General features: G+C 39.4%; 18 protein-coding genes and 2 pseudogenes. 15 read left to right on the top strand and 5 right to left on the bottom strand.

What is annotated here, in order from left to right; all coding sequences use genetic code 11:
• Nucleotides 1–6: 6 nt before the first annotated feature.
• The gene (locus V8V91_RS21575) at nt 7–495 is read right to left on the bottom strand and encodes a hypothetical protein (protein ID WP_373400778.1); all 489 of its coding nucleotides are present in this window, start codon (nt 493–495) and stop codon (nt 7–9) included.
• Nucleotides 495–1,130, bottom strand: coding sequence for a hypothetical protein (locus V8V91_RS21570; protein ID WP_373397151.1), 636 nt, complete (start codon nt 1,128–1,130; stop codon nt 495–497). Before V8V91_RS21570 ends, V8V91_RS21575 begins: the two co-directional genes overlap by 1 nt.
• A gap of 407 nt (nt 1,131–1,537) precedes the next feature.
• Between V8V91_RS21570 and V8V91_RS21565 the strand changes: the two are divergent.
• Nucleotides 1,538–3,005, top strand: a pseudogene (locus tag V8V91_RS21565) (Gfo/Idh/MocA family protein).
• Between the two features lie 171 nt (nt 3,006–3,176).
• Here V8V91_RS21565 and V8V91_RS21560 read toward each other — a convergent pair.
• Nucleotides 3,177–3,335, bottom strand: a complete 159-nt coding sequence (locus V8V91_RS21560; RefSeq protein WP_373397150.1) for a hypothetical protein — start codon at nt 3,333–3,335, stop codon at nt 3,177–3,179.
• A gap of 240 nt (nt 3,336–3,575) precedes the next feature.
• On the opposite strand from V8V91_RS21560, the gene V8V91_RS21555 reads away from it, so the two are divergent.
• The 4 genes from V8V91_RS21555 (at nt 3,576) to V8V91_RS21540 (ending at nt 7,534) form a co-directional block, all read left to right on the top strand.
• A complete protein-coding gene (locus V8V91_RS21555; protein WP_373397149.1) occupies nt 3,576–4,652 on the top strand; it encodes an ABC transporter permease in 1,077 nt (358 codons plus the stop codon).
• Between the two features lie 281 nt (nt 4,653–4,933).
• The gene (locus V8V91_RS21550) at nt 4,934–6,010 is read left to right on the top strand and encodes an ABC transporter permease (RefSeq protein ID WP_373397148.1); all 1,077 of its coding nucleotides are present in this window, start codon (nt 4,934–4,936) and stop codon (nt 6,008–6,010) included.
• 109 nt (nt 6,011–6,119) lie between these two features.
• Complete coding sequence (locus V8V91_RS21545) at nt 6,120–6,629, top strand: DinB family protein (protein WP_373397147.1); 510 nt, start codon at nt 6,120–6,122, stop codon at nt 6,627–6,629.
• Between the two features lie 110 nt (nt 6,630–6,739).
• A complete protein-coding gene (locus tag V8V91_RS21540; protein WP_373397146.1) occupies nt 6,740–7,534 on the top strand; it encodes an SDR family NAD(P)-dependent oxidoreductase in 795 nt (264 codons plus the stop codon).
• Nucleotides 7,535–7,687: 153 nt separating this feature from the next.
• Here V8V91_RS21540 and V8V91_RS21535 read toward each other — a convergent pair whose 3' ends face one another.
• A complete protein-coding gene (locus tag V8V91_RS21535) occupies nt 7,688–8,278 on the bottom strand; it encodes a DUF4136 domain-containing protein (RefSeq protein ID WP_373397145.1) in 591 nt (196 codons plus the stop codon).
• Nucleotides 8,279–8,653: 375 nt separating this feature from the next.
• On the opposite strand from V8V91_RS21535, the gene V8V91_RS21530 reads away from it, so the two are divergent.
• The 10 genes and pseudogenes from V8V91_RS21530 to V8V91_RS21485 all read left to right on the top strand — a co-directional run bounded on the left by V8V91_RS21530 (nt 8,654) and on the right by V8V91_RS21485 (nt 21,104).
• Nucleotides 8,654–10,312, top strand: a complete 1,659-nt coding sequence (locus V8V91_RS21530; protein ID WP_373397144.1) for a DUF1549 domain-containing protein — start codon at nt 8,654–8,656, stop codon at nt 10,310–10,312.
• Nucleotides 10,291–11,124 (top strand): DUF1553 domain-containing protein, encoded by an 834-nt coding sequence (locus tag V8V91_RS21525; protein ID WP_373397143.1) that lies wholly within the window; start codon nt 10,291–10,293, stop codon nt 11,122–11,124. Before V8V91_RS21530 ends, V8V91_RS21525 begins: the two co-directional genes overlap by 22 nt.
• 6 nt (nt 11,125–11,130) lie before the next feature.
• A complete protein-coding gene (locus V8V91_RS21520) occupies nt 11,131–11,436 on the top strand; it encodes a DUF1501 domain-containing protein (RefSeq protein ID WP_373397141.1) in 306 nt (101 codons plus the stop codon).
• Entirely contained in the window at nt 11,349–11,702 is a 354-nt protein-coding gene (locus tag V8V91_RS21515; protein ID WP_373397140.1) for a DUF1501 domain-containing protein, read from the top strand. Before V8V91_RS21520 ends, V8V91_RS21515 begins: the two co-directional genes overlap by 88 nt.
• The gene (locus tag V8V91_RS21510) at nt 11,692–12,567 is read left to right on the top strand and encodes a DUF1501 domain-containing protein (RefSeq protein WP_373397139.1); all 876 of its coding nucleotides are present in this window, start codon (nt 11,692–11,694) and stop codon (nt 12,565–12,567) included. Before V8V91_RS21515 ends, V8V91_RS21510 begins: the two co-directional genes overlap by 11 nt.
• A 45-nt stretch (nt 12,568–12,612) precedes the next feature.
• Entirely contained in the window at nt 12,613–13,611 is a 999-nt protein-coding gene (locus tag V8V91_RS21505; RefSeq protein ID WP_373397138.1) for a Gfo/Idh/MocA family protein, read from the top strand.
• 307 nt (nt 13,612–13,918) lie between these two features.
• Nucleotides 13,919–14,257, top strand: a complete 339-nt coding sequence (locus V8V91_RS21500; RefSeq protein ID WP_373397137.1) for a heme-binding domain-containing protein — start codon at nt 13,919–13,921, stop codon at nt 14,255–14,257.
• 456 nt (nt 14,258–14,713) lie between these two features.
• A complete protein-coding gene (locus V8V91_RS21495) occupies nt 14,714–16,135 on the top strand; it encodes a DUF6600 domain-containing protein (RefSeq protein WP_373397136.1) in 1,422 nt (473 codons plus the stop codon).
• Between the two features lie 116 nt (nt 16,136–16,251).
• On the top strand, nt 16,252–19,389 hold the full coding sequence (locus V8V91_RS21490; RefSeq protein ID WP_373397135.1) for a WD40/YVTN/BNR-like repeat-containing protein: 3,138 nt from the start codon (nt 16,252–16,254) through the stop codon (nt 19,387–19,389).
• Between the two features lie 186 nt (nt 19,390–19,575).
• A pseudogene (locus V8V91_RS21485) lies at nt 19,576–21,104 on the top strand (SulP family inorganic anion transporter).
• Nucleotides 21,105–21,142: 38 nt separating this feature from the next.
• Here the strand turns inward: V8V91_RS21485 and V8V91_RS21480 are convergent.
• Entirely contained in the window at nt 21,143–22,432 is a 1,290-nt protein-coding gene (locus V8V91_RS21480) for a serine hydrolase domain-containing protein (RefSeq protein ID WP_373397134.1), read from the bottom strand.
• Nucleotides 22,433–22,510: the final 78 nt, after the last annotated feature.

Genomic DNA, 22,510 nt, shown 5'->3' with positions numbered 1-22,510 from the left:
GGGTTACTAGTTATTTAAGATTTTCTTGGTAAACTCATGGACAGTCTCACCCTTATAAGTGATTAATACTCCCTTGGTGATTTCTTCTTCCATATCTAGATTAAAGCCATCTTTATTAGCCAAGTGCAGTAAAAGCGTACTGATATTGGTTGCATAAAGTTGACTGGCATTGGTAGGTAATAAAGAGGGTAGATTTGATTCTCCAATGATGGTCACCCCATGCTTGACTACGGTCTTATCTTTCTCGGAAATCTCACAATTCCCACCAGACTCCACTGCCATATCTACGATCACAGATCCCTTTTTCATAGTCTTCACCATTTCTTCTGTCACAAGAATTGGTGATTTTTTACCCATGACCAAGGCAGTGGTAATCACCAGATCAGACTCTTTGATTTTAGATTGAATGAGTTCCTTTTGCTTTTTTAAAAACTCCTCTGAAACTTCAGCTGCATACCCTCCTTCTACTTTCACTGTTTCTGCTCCCTCCACCATCAAAAACCGCCCCCCAAAGACTCCACTTGCTCTTTGGTTTCAGGCCTTACATCACTTACTTCAACAATTGCCCCCAACCTTTTGGCAGTAGCAATGGCCTGTAAACCTGCTACACCAGCTCCAAAAATCAATACCTTAGAAGGAGTAATAGTACCTGAGGCGGTCATCATCAAAGGGAAGATTTTCCCAAGGTGATTGGCTCCCATGATTACTGATTTATATCCAGCCAAGTTGGCTTGAGAACTAAGGGAGTCCATTTTCTGGGCTCTTGAAATCCTAGGTACAGCATCCATCGAGAAGGAAGTGATGGATTTTTTATTCATCGCATCCAAGACATCAGGATGATTATAGGCATACATAATGGAAATACAGGTTGTGCCAGTTTGCATTTGATCAATCTCAGCAAGTGTAAAGAGATTGACTTTTAACAAAATATCTGATCCAAAAACCTCTTGAGCCTTTACTACTTTTGCCCCTGCAGAGATGTATTCTGCATCAGAAAAATTAGAAGCATTGCCTGCTCCCTCTTCCACTAACACTTCAAACTCTTTCTTTACCAATAATTTGATGACCTCTGGACTTAGAGCTACTCTATTTTCCCGCTCTTTTGTCTCTTTTAGTACTCCTATTTTCATTTTTGGCCTGTTGAATCTATTCTAAATGCTTTATCCATTCAATATATCCAAAGAAAGTCTGAAAATACCGCTTAGCCCACCTGCATTGTCCTGATTTCTTACACTTTTTTGATATTTTCTTTGGTCATTCTACATCCTCACCAAAGTCTATATTAAACTACAAAAACTACATTTATCAAAAATCAACTCAAAAACAACTGTATTTTAAACCTTGACTCTAAAATATCTTCCAAAAAATCTCCAGTATCGGTCATAATAAACCCTCTACTATAAAAATTGACAAACTTTTACATGAAAATTATCTTTACCGTTAATCCTTAAAGTATGGCAGTTTAAAGACAAACAGGATTCAACCTATTAGATAAATTTCTATTTTACATAAACTTATTTAACCTAATCAAAAACCCATGACACAGCACAAGAAAGATTCTGAAGGTCAAAGCCGAAGGGATTTTATTAAAAATGCAGCAATTGCATCCTCATTTTTTATTGTACCTAGACATGTTTTAGGAGGCGTTGGATTTACCTCTCCTTCTGACCAACTGAACCTTGCAGCTATAGGCGCAGGAGGAAAAGGTGCAAGTGATATCCGAAATGCGTCGGTAAATGGAAGAGAAAGAGTGGTTGCATTATGTGACGTTGATTTTTCAGGCTCCGCGAAAGCCTCTGTAGAAAGGTTTCCTGATGCGAAACTTTATGCCGATTTCAGAAAAATGCTGGATACAGAGAAAGACATAGATGCTGTAACCATCTCCACTCCTGACCACGTACACGGACCTGCTGCAAAATATGCGATGGAAAGAGGAAAGCATGTGTATGTACAAAAGCCTATGACCCACAACATCAAAGAAGCAAGAATGCTTACTGAGATGGCAAAGACCAAAAAGTAGTTACTCAAATGGGAAACCAAGGAGGTTCAAACCCGCTTCTTAATTTGGTTCAAGAATGGATTGATTCGGATAAAATAGGGAAGGTTTCCAAGGTGGAAGTTTGGACCAACCGTCCAGTATGGCCTCAAGGAGGAGCATTCCCAAAACCAGACCCAAGTGCCAAACCAAGTGCTCTGGATTGGGATCTTTGGTTAGGCCCCGCTCCTGAAATTCCTTATACTCCAGGATTGGCTCCATTTAGTTGGAGAGGCTGGTGGAATTATGGAACCGGAGCCCTTGGTGATGTAGGATGTCACTTAATAGATATTCCATTTAGAACCCTTGGCCTTCACTATCCTACTGATGCAGAATGTAGCGTAGGATCAGTATACAGCGGCATGTGGACCCCTGATTACCATCCTGATGGTTGCCCTGCATCCTCGTTCATCTCATTGAACTTTGCAGCAACTCCAAAAGTAAATCTCCAATCAATATGACTTGGATGGATGGTGGAATTCGACCAGCACACCCTGATATTATTCCTGCTGATCACGATATAGGAGGAGCAAATTCCGCCAATGGAGTATTGATCATAGGAGACAAAGGAATTATTTCTACCAATATTAATGATTCCTCACCACTCATGCCGAAGCTATACCTCAATGACGGAACCCAAGAATTTGGTCCTCAAACAGAACCCAATGATGAACCAGAATATGGACATCAAAGACTTTGGGTGGATGCTTGTAAAGCTGGTTTTGGAAGTACGGAACATAAAGGATTAACTTCTTCTTTTGATTATGCTGGCCCAATGACAGAAACTGTTTTAATGGGAAATCTTGCTATCAGAAGTTACATGTTAAGAAGGGAAAACAGCAAAGGTCAAATGGAGTTCTATGGACGTAAAAAATTGCTGTGGGATGGAGATAATTTGAGAATTACCAATTTCGAGGATGCCAATCAGTTTGTCACCAGAACTTACCGAGAAGGCTTTGGAATGGGTTAATTCAATTCCGTCATCATCTTTACTAGAAATTTCAAACCCAGTCATTCTTATTTTGGCTGGGTTTGTTTTTTTAAACTATAGTAAAGCAGAATCCAATAATTTCGCATCGGTATTAAAAATGGACACTTAGGTTTGTAGAAAATAACCTTTTCGGAGACTTGATTGGTTAAACTATGAACTCAAAGCCATTGAAAAATGGAACGGTATACTTCCAGAAGTAACGGGAGCAGGTGCAATTCCTTTCATTGGTGTAGGTGCTGCCAAAACGAATAAAACGCTAACCTTTAAGTTTTGAAAAAGCGTGTTTTGGGACAAAATTTCTAAAAACACGCTTTTTTTGGCTGGATTTTCTTGAATAAAATGCCCAATTATACTAAGTATGGGTATGGCCTTTTAAAAGCTGCTAGTAGCAGCAATTTGTTCTCCTGCTCCAAAAATATTCTCGTCCATTTTCGAACGTTTTTGTTCGCCTTGATAAATTAATAATAAGATTATCAGCTATTTCGCCAATTTAAAAAGCTTTTTGTTGGCATAGCTTTAGCCATAACATGGGAGAGAAAAATTTCCATTATGATTAAACATTACTTCATCTCAACGCTTCGGGGCATCAAGTTTCATCCATTTTATTCGTTGATCAGTATACTTGGTTTGAGTTTGGGCTTGGCTTCTTGCTTGTTGATTTTTTCTTACTGGGCTTTTGAAAAGAGTTTTGACAATTTCCATTCTGACTCAGAAAAAATATACAGAATCTATCAGGAAAAATCCTTGGAAAATGGTGGTTCCAGTTTTTCTGCAAGAATCTATTCAAAAGCAGGAGAAGAACTCAGAAATAGTTTCAGTAATACCGAGTCTGTCTTAAGAATCCATAAAGCAGGTCAAAATACCAGCATAAAAGCAGGTGAAAACCTAATCGCCCAAGATGGAATTATTGGAGCAGAAACCACTTTTTTCGATTTCTTTGATTTTTCATTCATTGCTGGTTCTGTAGAGCAGTGGAAAAATACCCCTCAGGCAATTATTTTAACAAAATCACTTTCAGAGAAATTGTTTGGGGAGACAAATCCCATCAATAGAAGTTTAATCATCAATGGGGTTTATGGAATTTATCAGGAAAACGGATACCAGGAATTCAAAAACTATACGGTAGCAGGAGTCATAGAAGATTTGCCTTCAAATACACACCTGGATTTTTCAGCATTGATCTCTTTAAACCTTTATCCCAATCCAGATCAAGAATTTTCAAACTGGGGGTCTGATTTTTATACCTATGTCAAAATTTCTTCCTCTAATCAGGCTTCTGAACTCAAGGCCTCTTTAAGTGCAATTGAAGAAAAGGGCTTCCCAGAAACAGGAATCAGTTTTCATGCTATGCCTTTGGAAGAAATACATCTTAAGTCAAATTTTATCAATGAATTTAAAGCCAATGGAAGCGAACCCGTTTTATTCCTTTTGGCGGCTCTGGCATTTTTGATTTTAGTAATCGCAGCATGTAATTACATCAATTTCGCAACTGCCAGGGTGATTTTGAGAAATAAAGAAATCGGTGTTAGAAAGATTTTTGGGCTGGAAAAAGGCATCTATTCAATCAATTATTTTTCGAGGCAATTTTCATCAACATCATCGCATTGGGGTTTGCAGTTTTATTAATAATTCTGATTAATCCGTTATTAATCAAAATAACCAGCATCGATCTTTTACAACAATTATTATTCTCCACCTCCTGGAGTCTAAAAGTGGGGATATTGGCCCTAGCCATCATTTTTTCTGGCATCTATCCTGCCTGGCTGGTGTCAAAAGGTTCCTTTCGGTCTATCACTTCGAAGTCCCAAGTTCAGCTTCGGATCCAGCGTCCTCTAGTCATTTTTCAATTTGCAATTTCTATTTTCGTCATAGGATTCACGCTACTGATTGCTTCCCAGTTAAGGTTCATGAAGAACTCGAACTCTGGGTTGGAATTAGAAAAAACCTTGGTACTTGCTGGTCCAAGTGTAGAAAGTGAAGGTGTCAACCTAGAGGAAAGAATGAATAGCTTTCAGAATGCACTTCTTGCAAACTCAAAGATTATTGGGTTGACAAGTGCGAATTTTATTCCTGGAAAACTTATTAGGGGACAAGCTGAAGGTTATGTAAGAAAATTAGGAAGTCCGGAAGAAGAAGCAAATACGTATTCATTTACTCAAATTGACGAAAATTTCATTTCCCAGTTCAAAATCGAAATTTTAGCTGGAAGAGATTTTGACGTACAAAGAAATGAAAAGCGATCCATTATCATAAATGAAGAGGCAGTAAGATTGTTGGGCTTCAATTCTCCGGAGGAGGCTATTGGTGAAAAAATACATTACAGGGTAAATTCAACACCAGAAATCATTGGAGTGGTAAAAAACTTCCATCAATTTTCACTTCAACAAGCCTATCAACCTATCATTTTTGAGCTTAGAGATCAACCTGATTTGTTTGTCTTTATCAAATACAAAGAAGCTTCGGAAGATGTTTTACTAAGTGAAATGAAAGATTATTGGAATGCTTCTTTTCCAGAGAACCCTTTCAGTTATTACTTCCTTGATGATTTTTATAACCAACAATACCAGCGGGATGAGAACTTTTTCCAGGTATTCCAGATCTTTTCAAGCTTGGCTATTTTAGTAGCTTCCTTGGGATTTTTCGGGTTAACTTATTTTCTCGCTTCCTCAAAAATTAAGGAGATTGGTGTAAGAAAAACCTTAGGAGCGGGATTTACGGACATCACAAAAATTCTTGGGAAAGGCACCTTTGGCTCACTCCTTTTTGCTGGGGTTTTCAGCATCCCATTCATTTATTTACTAGGAAATAAATGGCTTGAAAACTACGCTTTCCAGACCAAAATTACCTTTTGGATCTTATCTGCACCCGTAATTCTTTTTTCATTTCTTTCTATTTTGCTAATTCTAATTCAGTCCTTTAGAAGCTATTTAATCAATCCTATTGCTTCATTGCAAGAAGGAAGTAACGACACTCTTCAAAGATGATTTTCTAAAAAAAAGACTATATCAACTGTCCATCCATGAAGGCTAACCCCGAAATAATCATTACTATCATGTAATTTTCATGAAGAAGACACTACAAAAACCAATTATCATGAAAACACTTCAGCTACTTTTCATTCTCTCCTTCTTACTTGGAGGGCTTCAACAGGCATTTGGACAAATAGATCAAGAATTTCTGGTCAAGCAGTTAGAATATTCCCATACAAATGAAAACTGGTTTGCCCCAGTCAATATTGCTATGGATGATTTGAGCGCCAAAAATGCAAATTGGCATGATGACTCTGGAAATCATTCCATAGCTCAATTGGTTTCTCATTTGGTATTTTGGAATGAGCGGCTTTTAAAAGCAATGCAAGGAAAAGATGTAGCAGAATTTGATGGAAACAATGATATCACCTTCAGTGAAATATCTGAAGAGGACTGGAAAAACATGACTCAGAAATTGGATCAAATTCTTTCTGAAATAGAAGAAGAAACCAAAAAAATGAATGAAGAGCAATTTGCTGGCTGGAAAGAAACCTTGGCTAATATCGCTGCCCACAATGCCTATCATACTGGCCAAATAGTGTACATCCGGAAACAAAATGGTTGGTGGAGGTAGGCAATCTTCTTGATAAAAATAAAATTTTAACGAATTATCCTTTTAGACTATTGGTTACTAGAACTAGTCAGAAGTTAAATTTTATTTTTCAACCCATCTAAACCAAAAAAATGGACTTAGAACTCATCGATAAAAAGGTATTAATAAGTGGATCCACTGCAGGAATAGGATATGCAATTGCTGAACGATTTTTAAAAGAAGGGGCAGAAGTAATCATCAATGGTCGAACGAAAGAAAGTGTCAACACTTCCATTGAAAGCCTAAAAAATTCAACCAAAAGTGCGAAAATATCCGGAGTAGCTGCAGACTTTTCCAAAGTGGAAGATGTCAATCGATTAATTTCAACATTTCCAGAAATTGACATTTTGATTAACAATGCAGGGATTTTCGAACCTAAATCATTTGAAGAAATTCCTGATGAAGATTGGTTTCGTTTCTTTGAATTGAATGTCATGAGCGGCGTAAGACTCTCCCGGCATTACCTTCCAAAAATGCTTCAAAAAAACTGGGGGAGAATAATTTTCATATCCAGTGAATCCGGAGTATTTATTCCTGAAGAAATGATTCATTATGGCATGACCAAAACAGCTCAAATTAGTATAAGTAGAGGCTTAGCAGAATTAACCAAAGGGACGAATGTGACTGTAAATTCTATTCTACCAGGACCTACCAAATCTAAAGGAGTAGGAATCTTTATAGAGGATTTGGCAAAAAACAATAACACATCGACTGAGGAGGTAGAAAAAGATTTCTTCAAAAACATGAGGCCTACTTCCTTAATTCAACGGTTTGCAAGTGTGGAGGAAGTTGCCAATACTGTAGTTTATTTCTCCAGTCCTTTAGCCTCTGCGACCAATGGAGCCTCCATCCGCGTAGAAGGTGGATTGGTCAAGTCAATCTTATAAATAAAAAAATCTAATTCATTGAAGATCATATTTATATGATTTGTTTCTTGTCTTTATAATGTAACAGATTGTGGAAAACATTCCACATCCATAAAAAAAGGGTAGACGCGATAAATTGCGTCTACCCTTTTACTTCAGGTAAGGTTTAGTGGCTTATTGCCCACTAGTACCGTATTGATCAAAATTGAAATCTTCAAAGATTGCACCTACTTTATTTTTAATAGTAGATAGGTTATTCATGTCCTCTTTTTCAAGAGTTCCTGAAGCAAATCCTTGCCATATTTGATATCCTGTATTGGCATCAAGAAAATTGATGATAACAGTTCCTTCATCGACAGGTACCATTTCTGTTGTTTCAGACCTTGGTCCAAATCCTAAGTAATCCTGTCCATTGGTCATGACAGACTTCCTCAGTTCGGTATCATTTTCCAAAATGGAGAAATCAACAAGCATATCAGGGTTTAAAATATCCTTTTTAAAGCCTCTAGCCTCCATTTGAAGCTCTATGGCATCTTTTAGCTTCTTACGGTCAGATAGGTTATTATATACCAAAATCCCATCAGAAGCGACAATCATTTTATCTTCAGGGATAATTGCATCCTCAAAAATCCAATTATAGGTTTGATAATCGGTGACATCTGCAGTCTCTTTTTCTTGGGTCACTACTTTCATTCCTGAAGGTGAACAAGCAAATGCTGCAAATGCAATAATGGAAATCATTAAAATATTTAATCGGTTTTTCATGGCTCTTAGTTTTAAATTGAACAATCATGTAAAACCACAAACAGAAGTTTCTCTAAATGAGAATAACTTTTGTCTAGCATCTTTAAGTCGTACTAATACAAAAACAATTTTATTAACAGCTTGATACTGTTCTATCATTCTGCCTATGGCTGAATAGGTCATATATAGTGCGAATAGGATGCCAAGATATCAACCAAGCAATTAGTAATATGTGACGTAAAGCTTCTTGTCTTGATATGGAACTAAGAAAAATCACCTTCCATGATGAAAAAGTGGAGGATGAATACAGGAAATTGGTACCATTCATAAAAACAGGCTTCTATCAGGATAGCATAATTCCCTAAATCCATTAATTTCTAGTCTGAATCAGTGAACATGTTAAAGACAACAGGCAAACATATCATCTTTAGGCTGCTTGCATTCGCGTTGCTATTCCTTGCACTTCCAGTATTTAGCCAAGAAACAGCCCCTGCAGAATCAAGCCCTTTTTGGCTTTGGACATTTTTGGGAAGACTTCATCCAATGGTCGTGCACTTTCCAATAGCCCTTCTTCTATTCGCTGCAGCTTTGGAGATTTTTTCATTGAAAAATTACCAATCCAAATTTAGACCCGCGATTTCAGCTTTATTGATAGCTGGAGGAATCAGTGCTATCGCTTCTGCCATATTCGGACTTCTGCTTGCCTCCTCAGAAGGAACCAGTGGAGCAACCTTGGATCTTCACAAACAGGTGGGTTTGGTAACAGCTGGTCTGAGTGTCTTTCTTCTATTCTATCTTTACCGAATCCATAAAAACCGAAGCAAATCCAACGTCCGGACATTAAGAAGTGTATTATTCCTAACTACCATTGGTGTTTCTATTACGGGTCATTTCGGAGGTTCCTTGACACACGGAGAGGATTTTCTGACGGAAGTAATTCCCGGTAATGAAAGAAGTCAAAACATTGAAAAGTTAACCATTAACCTGGCTTCTTATCAATCTGAGCTTTCCCCTGAAAAGGAAATGAAATTGATAGGTGAAGTTCGAATGGTATTTGCACATAACTGTTATAAATGTCATAGTGGAGCAAAAATTGAAGGAGAGCTAAGGCTTGATGAAAAAGAATATGTTTTTAAAGGAGGTGAAAACGGAAAAGTCATTGTTCCTGGAAGTCCTTCTGAAAGTGAGCTGATTCGAAGAATCAATCTAAAAAAAGGTCATAAAGAGGTAATGCCGGCCAAAGGAACCCTTCTTAATGATCAAGAAAAAGCGCTTTTGGAATTGTGGATCCAAAAAGGAGCACCTTGGCCGGACGGTGCAGCTCAACAAAGTGTCTATAGAGTAGCAGAGTTGGCTCCTAGCTCTCCCGAATTACCCAACCCTTCCAATGGATTAAGCAATCCTATTGACCTATGGGTGAATCAATATTTTAACCAACATGGAATCAATTGGCCAGAAGAAGTTTCGGACCGAGTTTACTTAAGAAGGATTTACCTGGATGTGATAGGACTAATCCCTTCTCAGGCGGAATTTGAATCATTTGTCAAGGATAACCGTCCAAACAAAAGGAGTATTTGGCTTAATGAATTGTTGAATAGAGATCAGGATTATGCCACACATTGGCTAACCTTTTGGAACGATGCCTTAAGAAATGACTATACCGGAACTGGCTACATTACGAATGGCCGATATAACATCACCGATTGGCTGTATAAGTCTTTGGAAGAAAACAAGCCTTATGACTTGTTTGTCAAAGAGCTGTTAAACCCAAGCGAAAAATCAAAAGGTTTTATCGAGGGGATTAGATGGAGAGGCACGGTCAATGCAAGCCAGAGAACTGAATTGCAAGCTGCCCAAAATGTAGGACAGGTTATATTGGGACTGAATTTAAAATGCGCTTCCTGCCACGATTCATTTATCAGTGACTGGAAACTGGAAGAGTCTTATGCCTTTGCCAATATTTTTGCAGACTCTACTTTGGAAATCAGTAGATGCGAGCAGCCAACTGGCAAAATGGCCGACACCAGAATATTATGGGAAGAACGGGGGATATAGATTCTGCTGCCAGTCGATCTGAAAAACTAAAGCAGTTGGCAGAGAACTTAGTACAACCTGCCAATGGAAGAATGTACCGGACCATCGTAAACAGGATATGGAAGCAGATGATGGGAAGGGGAATCGTGGAACCCGTGGACGAAATGGACAATGAGCCTTGGAGTCAGGATTTATTGGATTGGCTTGCTTCAGACTTTGTAGAAAACGGATACAATATCAAGCGGTTAATTGCCCAAATAGGAAATTCAAAAATTTACCAAGCCAAATCCACAGGATACAAAACCGCGGATCAGCTCCTGGCTGAGGACTTTCAATTTGAAGGAATGGTACGGAGGAGGTTGACAGCAGAGCAATTCTCTGATGCTGTAAGCACTGTGGTGTACCCACTGTTTAAACCAGAGGAACAAAGATATAAGCCCTATGAACTGACGCCTGAAAGCGGGAGCTCAGTCAATTATGTTAGAGCAGCTTTAGTGGCAAATAATGATTTTTTGAAAGCTTTAGGAAGACCCAATAGAGAAATCGTCTCCACTAGCAGAGATTCTCAGGCAAGTTTACTGCAGGCTCTTGAGTTAACCAATGGAATCCTTTTGGACTCTGCATTGATTATGGGGGCAAAAAATTGGGAAGCAAACTATCCTAACACCGATCAACTTACTGAAGCGATCTATGAAAAAACATTAAATCGAAAACCTGAAGAAAAGGAATTAGAAGTGGCAAGAAAAGTCATGGGGAGCGACCCTCAAAAGGAACAAATACAAGATTTTCTATGGGCAGTTTTGCTATTGCCAGAATTCCAACTTATCTATTAAGCTCATATGAAAGAAGGATATAACAGAAGAGAATTTTTAAAAAAGACCAGTGCGGCCATGCTTTCTGCATTGGCAGCGGGTGCTCCTGTGAGCGGCTTGCTAAGTTCCTGCGGCAGCCCTACTATGAATGCTACAGCTGACTCTGTGATCTTATTATTCATGGCAGGAGGAATGGCCCATACGGAAACATTCGACCCCAAAAATTCACTCCTTTCCGAAAAGGAATGGAATCCAAAGAGGTACTCAGTACATTTCCAAGCATCCCTACAGCTTTGGATGGAATTCATTTTTCAGAGGGTTTGGAATCCATAGCCAAAGTCATGGATAAAGGAACTTTGATTCGTTCTTATGTTGCTGCGGATTTAGGACACATTCTTCACACAAGACATCAATACCATTTCCATACTTGTTATGAACCTCCTCAGTCCGTTGTGGTTCCCCATTTAGGTTCTTGGATAGCCAAAGAAAAAGGTGCGTTAAATCCAGTAATCCCTCCTTTTATCAATATCGGGCAACGATTTACAGTTGGTGAAGGGGAAGAACTCAAAGCCTTTCATAGTGCGGTTTTTGGGAAGTGAATTCGGGCCATTCCTTATTCCGGATCCAACTTCAGGATTGGACAGCGTAAGGCCACCTGTGGGGATGACCACTAAGCGTTTTGAGGCTAGAAACAAACTCTATGAGGATTTGCTTTCTGCTGGACCTCTGGGAGATTTTGGTAGTGATTATCAAAAAGAGTCTTTAAAAAGGTCTATGGAACAGGCATATATTTTATTAAACTCTCCAGAAGCTCAAGCATTTGACTTAAGTAAAGAACCTAAGGAAAGTTATGATAAATACAATACCAGTAAGTTCGGGCAAGGTTGCTTATTGGCTCGTCGACTGATAGATCAGGGAGCAAGATATATCACGGTAACCACTGAATACGAGCCATTTTTTGGTTGGGATACCCATGACAATGGTCATACCCGGTTAAAAGACATGAAGAAAATGATTGATTCTCCTATTGCACAATTGATCACTGATTTGGATGAAAGTGGAAAGCTGGATAGAACCTTGGTAATTGTAGCGAGTGAATTCAGTAGAGATATGCTAACCGAAGGCAGACCGGGTCTAAAGGTAAAAGATCAAGTAGAGGTTCCTGATATCATAGAGGATATGAAAAATTATGGAATGCATAGACACTTTACAGATGGCTGTTCCATCTTAATGTTCGGAGGAGGAATAAAGAAAGGTCATGTTTTTGGTAAAACTGCCGATGAAAGACCTTGCAAAAGCATAGAAAACCCTATTAAAATCGACAGTATTCATCAGACCATATATCATGCCTTGGGAATTTCTCCGGAAACCAATTACGAGATAGAAAGAAGACCATTTTACACTACTCCGGATGGTCATGGAAAGGTTGCATTTGATTTATTAAAGGAAAATCCAAAAGTCTAATTTTAGAAACTGAAATAAACAAAGGTCTCTTCGTATATTCAAAACATGAAATTTAAGGATTCAGAAGTTCGCTGGGGAGTCCTTGGCGTAGGTAATGTTTGCGAAGTAAAGTCTGCTCCAGCCATGAAAGTCATTCCAAACAGCAAGCTGGTAGCTGTCATGAGAAGGAATGAAGAAAAAGTTAAAGATTATGCATCAAGACACCAGGTATCAAAATGGTATACAAATGCTCAAGAGCTCATAAATGATCCTGAAGTCAATGCCATTTACATAGCCACTCCACCAAATGCCCATTTGGATTTGGTGAAACTAGCAGCCAAAGCGGGAAAACCCATCTATGTAGAAAAGCCAATGGCCAGAACTTATGCTGAATGCCAAGAAATGATTCAAATCTGCGAGTCAGAAAACGTATCACTTTTTGTGGCTTATTACAGAAGAGCCCTTCCTCACTTTGTAAAAATCAAACAAATTCTTGAAGAAGGCGGAATTGGTGAAATCCGAACGGTTCACATCAACTTAAAACAAGTACTGACCCCAACCATTGTAGCTAATTTAGACAACAATTGGAGAATAGACCCAGAAATAGCTGGGGGTGGTTACTTCTTTGATCTGGCTTCGCATCAATTGGATTTATTGGACTTCATTTTCGGATCAGTTACTAAAGCAACTGGTTTTTCTTCCAATCAGGGAGAAGCTTATGAAGCAGAAGATATTGTCACAGGAAGCTTTGTTTTTGAATCCGGAGTATTAGGAACAGGAAATTGGTGTTTCACTAGCTCCGAAAATTCAGAAATTGATGAGGTGATTATTTATGGCAATAAAGGAGCTATCCGGTTTGAAACTTTTGGGCAAGGGGAATTCACCCTTCAATTGGACAATCAGCCTATAGAAAAGTTCCACTTTGATTTACCCAAACATATTCAACAACCTTTGATTGAAACCATAGTCGGAGAATTATTGGGAACCTCCACCTGCCCAAGCACCGGCATAACTGGAGCTAGGACCAATTGGGTAATGGACCAATTAGTCAAGAACCGTATTTAAGATATTCCCTGTTTTCTAATTTATTTTTGTCCATTACCATTGGCTCAGCAATATATTCTTAAATAAATCTTAATATCTTAAACCTATTGGTTAAAATTCGGTCTAAAGAGTACCTTTTTACTACCTTTTACACTAGCTATGATCAAAAAATCTCTATTGGAATAGTTGTCGTCTTGATAGCAATTCAATTTATCCCCGTTGAAAAAAACATCAGTAATGATGATACTTATCATATCTCCAAATCATATGATATCCCAGACAATGTGAACACCATCCTAAAAATGCCTGTAACGATTGTCATTCAAACTTGACCACCTACCCTTGGTACAGTAATCTCCAACCTATAGGCCTGTGGTTAAATGGACATGTGAATGACGGGAAGCGACATCTAAATTTTTCGGAGTTTATCAACCGCCCGTTGGCCTATCAAAATCATAAACTAGAAGAAACCATTGAGATGGTGGAAGAAAATGAAATGCCTCTGCCATCTTACACCTACCTGGGCCTTCACCCAGAAGCAAAAATGACTTCAGAGGAAAGGGAAATTTTAATTGATTGGGCAAAAGATCAAATGGCGATGCTAAAAGCCACCTACCCCGCTGACAGTTTGGTGCGTCGTAGACCAACTCCACCTCCTGCACAATAGAGAAACACTTCAAACCTAGAAGCCATAAGCAAAAGTTTATGGCTTTTTTATTTTTTTCATTTTTTCTCTTTACCAAATAAATAATCACATCGAGGTTTTTGAAATAAAAACTTTCTAAAACAACGCCTAAAATCATCCCTCGTTTCACTAAAAATTATTCCACTCCTAGCAGAGTTATTTAATTTTTTTAATTAAGTGTAAAAATATGATTCTATTTTTAAGATTATCTTAAGAATATTTCGAAAACTTCCATTCAATTTCTCCCGTTCCTATGTCTTAATTGAATTTTTTTTGAAGAAGATTCAAAATTGGAACGATTTTAGATTTAGTATGCATGCATCCTTTTATAAAAAAATTGCATCTACTTAACCAAAGAAACTATGACGAACTAAAGACCAAGCTTTTTCCTGCTAAAAAACCTACCGACACCATTTCAACAAACTAAACCACAAAGCAATGAAACAGAAAAACTTAAAATTTGGACTCGCAAGCACGCTGGTGCTTTGGCTGGCAATCAGTTTATTTGCCCCCAAACGATCCATGGCAGAAACTCCATATGGTGTCTCATTTCAGGTTTTCTATGATGAATTAATGCCCTATGGAGATTGGGTAAAAGATGCCAATTATGGGTACATCTGGCTACCTGCCGTCAATCAGGATTTCCACCCTTATGGTACTAATGGACACTGGGTAATGACGGAATATGGAAACACTTGGGTTTCTTATTATGATTGGGGCTGGGCTCCTTTCCATTATGGTCGTTGGTATTTTGACGATTACTACCAAAGCTGGGCATGGATTCCTGGCTATGATTGGGGACCTGCTTGGGTCAACTGGAGAACTGGTGGAGGTCATTACGGTTGGGCCCCAATGGGACCTGGTGTTTCAATAAGTGTACGGGTTAATATTCCTAGCTTTCATTGGGTATTCTTGCCTTCTCATAGAATCTACCACCCCTATGCTTATAACTACTATGCACCACGAAAAACAAAAATCAAGATTTATAATAATACTACTGTAATCAACAATACGGTGGTCTATAACAACAACCGTTATGTTTCTGGACCAAATAGAAGGGAAGTAGAAAGAGTAACCAGAACTTCGGTGCCTGTTTATTCGGTAAGAGGAAGTAAAGCTCCAGGAAGAGCAGCTGTCTCTAGAAATAGCGTGGAGTTGTATCAACCTAATTTGAGTGCCTCGAGAGGAAGAACCGTTGAAGCCAGACCAAGTAGAGTGGCATCATCAGAGCAAGTGAAAACTCAAAGAGCGCAATCTAGAAACACCTATTCAAATTCGCCTTCCAGAAATGCTCGTGGTGGTAGTGCTCCTGCTACACGATCTGCTAGCCCTACAACAAGGTCTAATTCAGGAAATAGAAGCACCAACACCTCCCCAAGTAGGTCAGGTAATGGGTCAAGAAGTGCTGCCCCATCCACTAGAAATGGATCCTTTGAAAGTAAACCTTATAATCAAGATAGAACTACAAAAACCCAACAACCCACATCTCCACCTTCTAGAAGCAGAACTACACCATCTTCTCCAAACAGAACGTCAACAAGAGAGGGGAATGTAGGAAGAAGTACTCAATCAACTAATCGAACCCAACAGGCAAGGCCACAAAACAACAACAGAACTAGAACATCATCTTCTCCTACTGTTAGAGGCTCTAACGGAGGAAGCACAAAAGGAAGAGTTCCTCAACCTTCTCAATCTAGAAAATCCAGTCCTGCTGTGAGATCATCAAGTTCTAATCAAAGAGGTTCCACCAGTAGAAGCTCCTCTCAAGTGAAGAGCAGAACAAACACTTCCAGAAAATCATCTACTTCAGCTTCTACTCAAAGAAGCACTACCAGTAGGAAAAGAGGAAATAACATCTAACCCAAATAATCTGAATGAAAAATGCCTTGGATTCCAAGGCATTTTTTTATCCCTTTTCTAATCTGGTTGAATTAATACTTTTTGAGTAATTTGGAACATCAACCACCAATTCAACCATGAAATTCACCTATACCCTTCTCCTGATATTTTCAGGATTTTTCTGCTTTGCTCAGGAAATACAAAAGAATAACCTTCCTCTGAAATACCGAAATATCGGTCCATTTAGAGGTGGACGTTCCGTTACCGCAACGGGCGTAGTGGACGATCCTCTCACCTATTATATGGGCAATACTGGCGGAGGAATCTGGAAAACTACAGATGCTGGCCAGAGATGGGAAAACATTTCCGATGGATTTTTTACCACCTCATCAGTAGGCGCAATCGCTGTCTCGGAAAGTAATTCAAACATTATTTATGTAGGTATGGGCGAACATGCTCCAAGAGGTGTCATGACTTCCCATGGAGACGGGGTATACAAATCAACCGATGCAGGTAAAACCTGGAAAAAGCTTGGTCTTGAGGCGACTCAGCATATCTCTAGAATTCAAATTCACCCTACCAATCCTGATATTGTATATGTAGCAGCACAGGGCGCACTACATGCCCCTAATCCTGAAAGAGGAATCTACAAATCTGTAGATGGAGGTGAATCTTGGGAATTAGTCTTATTTGTGGATGAGAAAACGGGAGCCGTAGAATTATCTATGGACATGAATTACCCAGAAATATTATATGCTGCTATGTGGGAGCATCAGCGGGTTCCTTGGAAAGTAATCAGTGGCGGTCCAGGGTCTGGATTATACAAGTCAACTGATGCTGGAAAAACCTGGAAAAAAATCCACAAAGGACTTCCTGAAGAGAAGGGGAAAATGGCTATTTCAGTTTCCAGAGCCAATTCAGATAAAGTTTACGCACTGATAGAGTCCGATACCAATAAAGATCAAGGCGGGCTTTTTGTTTCTAATAATGCCGGGGAAAGCTGGAGTATGGTCAGTGGTGACAATAGATTGGTGCAAAGAGCATGGTACTATATTGAAGTTTTTGCTGACCCTATCGATGAACATACGGTTTATGTCATGAGCGCACCCGCTCTCAGATCTATTGATGGAGGAAAAACCTGGGAAAATCTCCCCAGTGCACATGGTGATTACCATGATCTCTGGATCAACCCCAAAAACTCTAAAAACATGGTGCTAGCCGATGATGGAGGTGCAGCCATTTCGTTTAATGGAGCAAAAACCTGGTCTACTCAGGAAAACATGCCTACAGCACAATTCTACCGGGTAAATGTGGACAATCAGTTTCCTTATAGAATCTATGGAGGACAGCAAGACAACACCTCTGTTGTGATCAACAGCATTGCTTTGGGAAGAGGAAACATTACCACCGAACATTGGAATTATTCTGCGGGAGGTGAAAGTGCATTTCTTGCTTTTGACCCGGATGACCCAAGGTATGTCTTAGGAGGTAGTTATCTGGGCACGATTGAAGTCCTGGATATGAAATCAAATGCGAGTACCAATATCATGATTGAACCCATCCAATACCTGGGTATGGAAGCAAGGGAGATGAAGTATCTGTTCAATTGGAATGCCCCGATTATCCGATCACAGCATGAGAACAATACGTTCTACCACGGAGCTCAATACGTTTTGAAAACTCAAGACATGGGCAACAGTTGGGAGGTCATATCCCCTGACTTAACGCGAAATATTGATGAAAAACAAGGAAATGGCGGAGGTCCTTACACCAATGAAGCCGTAGGTGCAGAAAACTATGGCACCCTTTCTTATATCAAAGAATCTCCACACGAAAAAGGATTTATCTGGACAGGCTCAGATGATGGATTGGTCTACTTAACCAAAGACAATGGAGAAACCTGGGAAAATGTGACACCAAAAGGACTCGAGGAATGTCTGATCAATGCGATTGAAGTTTCTCCTCATGATCCTGCCACGGCCTATATTGCGACCACCCGATACAAATTCGATGACAAGACACCTGGACTTTACAAAACCACTAATTACGGGAGATCCTGGACCAACATCAGTTCAAACATTCCTTATGGGGCATTTACCCGGGTAGTAAGAGAAGACTCTCAGGTAAAAGATTTACTTTATGCAGGTACGGAAACAGGCATGTATCTATCCCGAGATGGGGGTGCAAGCTGGGAATCTTTTCAATTGAATCTACCGGTTACTCCCATCACGGACCTCATCCAGGCCCATGGTGATTTAATTGTGGCTACCGCTGGAAGATCATTTTGGATTTTGGACGATTTAAACTTGGTGAGAGAAGCGAAAGAAACAGTGGATTCTCCATTCGTCTATTCCCCCGATGAAGTGATTCTGGGAAATTGGTATAGTAGAATGAATGGCAACATCGATAATTTTGATGGTACTGACGATTTTGCAGGAGTCAATCCAGCCAGTGGAATGGTCATCTACTACCATCTACCTGAAAGTATCACTGATTCCACTGAATTGAAAATGGAAATCCACGATTCAAAAGGTGAACTGGTCAGAACTTTTACTTCTAAAAAAGACGAAGATTTTAAGTCCTACGATGGTGGTCCATCTCCAGAGCCCACTCTTCCAGTAAAAAAAGGAATCAATCGATTTGTCTGGAATCTTAATTATCCAACGATGCCGGGCGTAGAGGATGCCTATATAGAAGCAGGGTATAGTGGACATACAGCCATCCCAGGAGAATACACCATTACGATTGCTTCGGAACTAGGAAATGCAGAATCCAAGGGGAAGATCTCTAAAAATCCACTTTATGAGATCTCCATGGACGAGTATGAAGAATACCATGAATTTATGTGGAGTATGGAGCAGGAACTGACCAAAATGCATCAGATGGTCAATAAAGAAATGGATTACCAGCTTCAATTAATTTCTTTCCTTGAAAAAATAAAAGACGATCAAACTTATTCCAGTCTTTATTCAACAGGTCAAGAATTACTAAAAGAATTGAAAGTTTGGGATGAATCCATGATCCAACGAAAATCCAAAGCTTACGATGATGTGGAAAATTTCCCAAATAAATTCACGGCCAATTACATGTATTTGATCAACCAAACCAATAGTTCCATCCCTAAAGTAAATAATGGCTCAAAGGAGAGAAGAGAAGAATTAGAAAAAGAATGGGAAGGTCTAGAAGCCGAAGGAAAGAGATTATTGGAAAAAGCCATTCCTGCCTTTAACAAACTCGTTCAAGAAGCTGGAATAGGTATTTTATTTGTAAACTAATTTGGATGAAACATCTATCAAACTCGCAGTCTCAGCCTGCGAGTTTTTTTTATTTCCCAAGAACCAAGTTCCGGATATTCGCCAAATAAAATTCGGGTTATTCTTTTTATCTATCTTTGCATTTCGTTTTCAAACACCACCTCTTTCTCAATCCAGATCTTTGAAAGAGATACTCAAACCTATTCCATGAAAAAGTACTTCAATTTATTTGATTTCAACCAACGAGTAGATTACAAAACAGAGGTTCTTTCCGGGCTTACTGTAGCCATGGCACTTATTCCGGAAGCCGTTGCATTTGCTTTTATAGCTGGCCTATCTCCATTGACTGGACTATATGCAGCATTTATGATGGGCTTTGTCACTTCTATCCTGGGAGGAAGACCAGGGATGATTTCTGGAGCTACTGGAGCTGTTGCTGTGGTCATTGTTTCATTGGCAGCATCTCATGGAGTAGAATATGTCTTTGCAGCAGTGGTATTAGCTGGAATTCTTCAAGTAGCTGCTGGAACCTTGAGGCTTGGTAAATTAATGCGTTTGGTACCTCATCCAGTAATTTTTGGATTTGTAAACGGTCTTGCCATTATCATTTTCATGTCACAATTAGACCAGTTCAAGGATGCTACTGGCAATTGGCTGACAGGATCTACCCTATACATCTTGATGGGGCTTGTTGCCTTAACCATGTTGATCATATGGGGGCTTCCTAAACTCACGAAAGCTATTCCAGCTTCATTGACAGCTATTTTGGTTGTATTTGGCTTAGTAACCGCCCTTCATATTGATACGAAGACGGTAGGTGATATGGCTGATATTAAAGGAGGCTTCCCCCTTTTCATTTACCTGCAGTCCCTCTGACTTTTGAGACCTTACAGATCATTTTCCCGTATGCGGCTATCGTAGCCGGCGTAGGCTTAATTGAGAGCTTGCTAACCCTAAACATCATTGATGAAATCACTGAAACCAGAGGTAGAGGAAATAAAGAAGCGGTGGCACAAGGAATTGCCAACATGCTTTCTGGGGTATTCTCAGGAATGGGAGGATGTGCCATGATTGGACAAAGTCTGATTAACATCTCCTCTGGAGCAAGAGCAAGATTGTCTGGAATCGTGGCTTCTGTTATGCTATTGGTATTTATTATGTTTGGCTCAAGCTTGATTGAGCAGGTTCCAATGGCCGCTTTAACAGGCTTGATGATTATGGTATCCATCGGAACATTTGAATGGGCCAGTTTAAAAACCTGGAATAAAATGCCTAAATCAGACGTATTCTTAATGATTTTGGTCACACTGGTAACCGCTGTTTTACACAACCTAGCCTTGGCGGTATTGGTAGGAGTGATCTTAGCAGCCCTATTCTTTGCCTGGGATAATGCCAAAAGAATTAGAGCAAGAAAATATATAGATGAAAATGGAGTAAAACATTATGAAATGTTTGGCCCACTATTTTTTGCCTCTACTACTGCTTTTGCGGATAAATTTGATGTAGCCAATGATCCTGAGGAGGTAATCATTGACTTTGCAGAAAGCAGGGTAGTCGACATGTCAGCAATTGAAGCCCTCAATAAAATCACAGAGAGGTACCAAAAAGCCGGAAAGAAGGTTCATTTAAAACACCTAAGCCCAGATTGCAGAAAACTACTTCAGAATGCCGATACTTTGATTGACATCAATGTCATCGAAGATCCAAATTATAAATTGGCGGTAGATGAAATCTAAAAAAAGGGTAGCAAATGATTTGCTACCCTTTTTGATGCCTATTCGATTGCTGAAAAGACCATTTGTCGGAATTTCCAGCTGGATTGATCTCCAGTTCCTCCTTGCGTTTGTTTCATTAAAATCCCTATCGTCTTGGTGACAGGGTCTGCAAAATATTGGGTATTGAAATATCCTCCCCAATCGAAAGTGCCCAAACTACCTATTCCTCCCTTTGCAACACCATTTTGATCCACCAGCCCGAAAGCCAAGCCATAATCTTTACCTCCGTCTCCCAACAAATCACCCACTTGGTTAGACATAATCGTTTGTATCGTGGTGGGGCTTAAAATCCTTACTCCATTATAGGTCCCACCATTCAAATACATTTGTAGAAATTTAGCATAATCCAATGCGGTGGATGACAGCCCTGCTCCTCCAGAAAAAAACGTTTTGGCACCAGTTTTAGGGTAATCAGGATCGTAAAAGGTAACTGGATAAGATTCCCATATCCCATTTACTTTACGATGGACAGTAACCAATCTTTTACCTTGGGCCTCATTTAGATAAAAACCAGTATCATCCATACCTAGTGGATCAAAAATTCTGGTCTTCAAAAACTGATCAAATGGCATTCCCGAAACTATTTCGATCAAATACCCCATCACATCCAATCCTTCACTGTAAGTATACTTGGTACCCGGATCATGATGAAGGGGAAGTTTTGCCAATTTCTTAATGTTATCACTGATTTTCACGGGTTCCGTGGTAAACAAATCCACAATTCCCGCCTTATGATAAATCATTCTCATCTGTTCATTCCCATCGATCACTCCATACCCCAACCCTGAAGTATGGGTCAATAAATCCCGAATTCTGATTTCTCTTGATGCAGGGCGCGAAGAGTAAGTGGTGTCACCATAGCTAAATCTCGTCAACACCTGTGGGTCTGCAAACTCTGGAATATAGCGAGAAATAGGATCATCCAAGCCAAATTTTCCCTCTTCCCAAAGCATCATAATTGCGGTAGAAGTAATGGCCTTGGACTGGGAGGCAATCCTAAAAATTTGGTCCTTAGACATGGGCGTTTTAGAAGGGACATCTGCCAATCCTTTTGCCTCATGGTAGACGATTTTCCCATCTTTCACAATCATGGCTACCAATCCGGGAACTTGATTTTTAGAGAGAGCCTCCTCTAACATCTGATCAATTCTCTCTATTCTCTCTTCAGAGATACCAGGAAGATCTTGGTTTCCTATAGGAGTTAATTCATTCCCTGTTTGAGAAAAAGCGTGGATTGAAATCAGTCCTGAAATCAATAGCCCACTTAAGAATGGAATGGTAATTTTCATGAAGTTCTGGGTTTAAAGGACCTTTAAAGTAAGAAAATCAAGCCAAAAACTTCTACACTCCAATAGTTTAGACAAAAA

The organism is Algoriphagus halophilus (assembly GCF_041729275.1).
Classification (GTDB): Bacteria; Bacteroidota; Bacteroidia; order Cytophagales; family Cyclobacteriaceae; genus Algoriphagus; species Algoriphagus halophilus_A.
This window is presented reverse-complemented; position numbering and strand designations above follow the sequence as displayed.

Excerpts from the sequence above, each read along its gene's own strand:
- V8V91_RS21525 (WP_373397143.1), top strand. The coding sequence starts at position 10,291 with ATGGGAAGAACGGGGGATATAGATTCTGCTGCCAGTCGATCTGAAAAA.
- V8V91_RS21540 (WP_373397146.1), top strand. The coding sequence starts at position 6,740 with ATGGACTTAGAACTCATCGATAAAAAGGTATTAATAAGTGGATCCACT.
- V8V91_RS21495 (WP_373397136.1), top strand. The coding sequence starts at position 14,714 with ATGAAACAGAAAAACTTAAAATTTGGACTCGCAAGCACGCTGGTGCTT.
- V8V91_RS21570 (WP_373397151.1), bottom strand. The coding sequence starts at position 1,130 with ATGAAAATAGGAGTACTAAAAGAGACAAAAGAGCGGGAAAATAGAGTA.
- V8V91_RS21575 (WP_373400778.1), bottom strand. The coding sequence starts at position 495 with ATGGTGGAGGGAGCAGAAACAGTGAAAGTAGAAGGAGGGTATGCAGCT.
- V8V91_RS21550 (WP_373397148.1), top strand. The coding sequence starts at position 4,934 with ATGAAGAACTCGAACTCTGGGTTGGAATTAGAAAAAACCTTGGTACTT.
- V8V91_RS21480 (WP_373397134.1), bottom strand. The coding sequence starts at position 22,432 with ATGAAAATTACCATTCCATTCTTAAGTGGGCTATTGATTTCAGGACTG.
- V8V91_RS21515 (WP_373397140.1), top strand. The coding sequence starts at position 11,349 with ATGGAATCCAAAGAGGTACTCAGTACATTTCCAAGCATCCCTACAGCT.
- V8V91_RS21490 (WP_373397135.1), top strand. The coding sequence starts at position 16,252 with ATGAAATTCACCTATACCCTTCTCCTGATATTTTCAGGATTTTTCTGC.
- V8V91_RS21530 (WP_373397144.1), top strand. The coding sequence starts at position 8,654 with ATGTTAAAGACAACAGGCAAACATATCATCTTTAGGCTGCTTGCATTC.
- V8V91_RS21535 (WP_373397145.1), bottom strand. The coding sequence starts at position 8,278 with ATGAAAAACCGATTAAATATTTTAATGATTTCCATTATTGCATTTGCA.
- V8V91_RS21555 (WP_373397149.1), top strand. The coding sequence starts at position 3,576 with ATGATTAAACATTACTTCATCTCAACGCTTCGGGGCATCAAGTTTCAT.
- V8V91_RS21505 (WP_373397138.1), top strand. The coding sequence starts at position 12,613 with ATGAAATTTAAGGATTCAGAAGTTCGCTGGGGAGTCCTTGGCGTAGGT.
- V8V91_RS21545 (WP_373397147.1), top strand. The coding sequence starts at position 6,120 with ATGAAAACACTTCAGCTACTTTTCATTCTCTCCTTCTTACTTGGAGGG.
- V8V91_RS21520 (WP_373397141.1), top strand. The coding sequence starts at position 11,131 with ATGAAAGAAGGATATAACAGAAGAGAATTTTTAAAAAAGACCAGTGCG.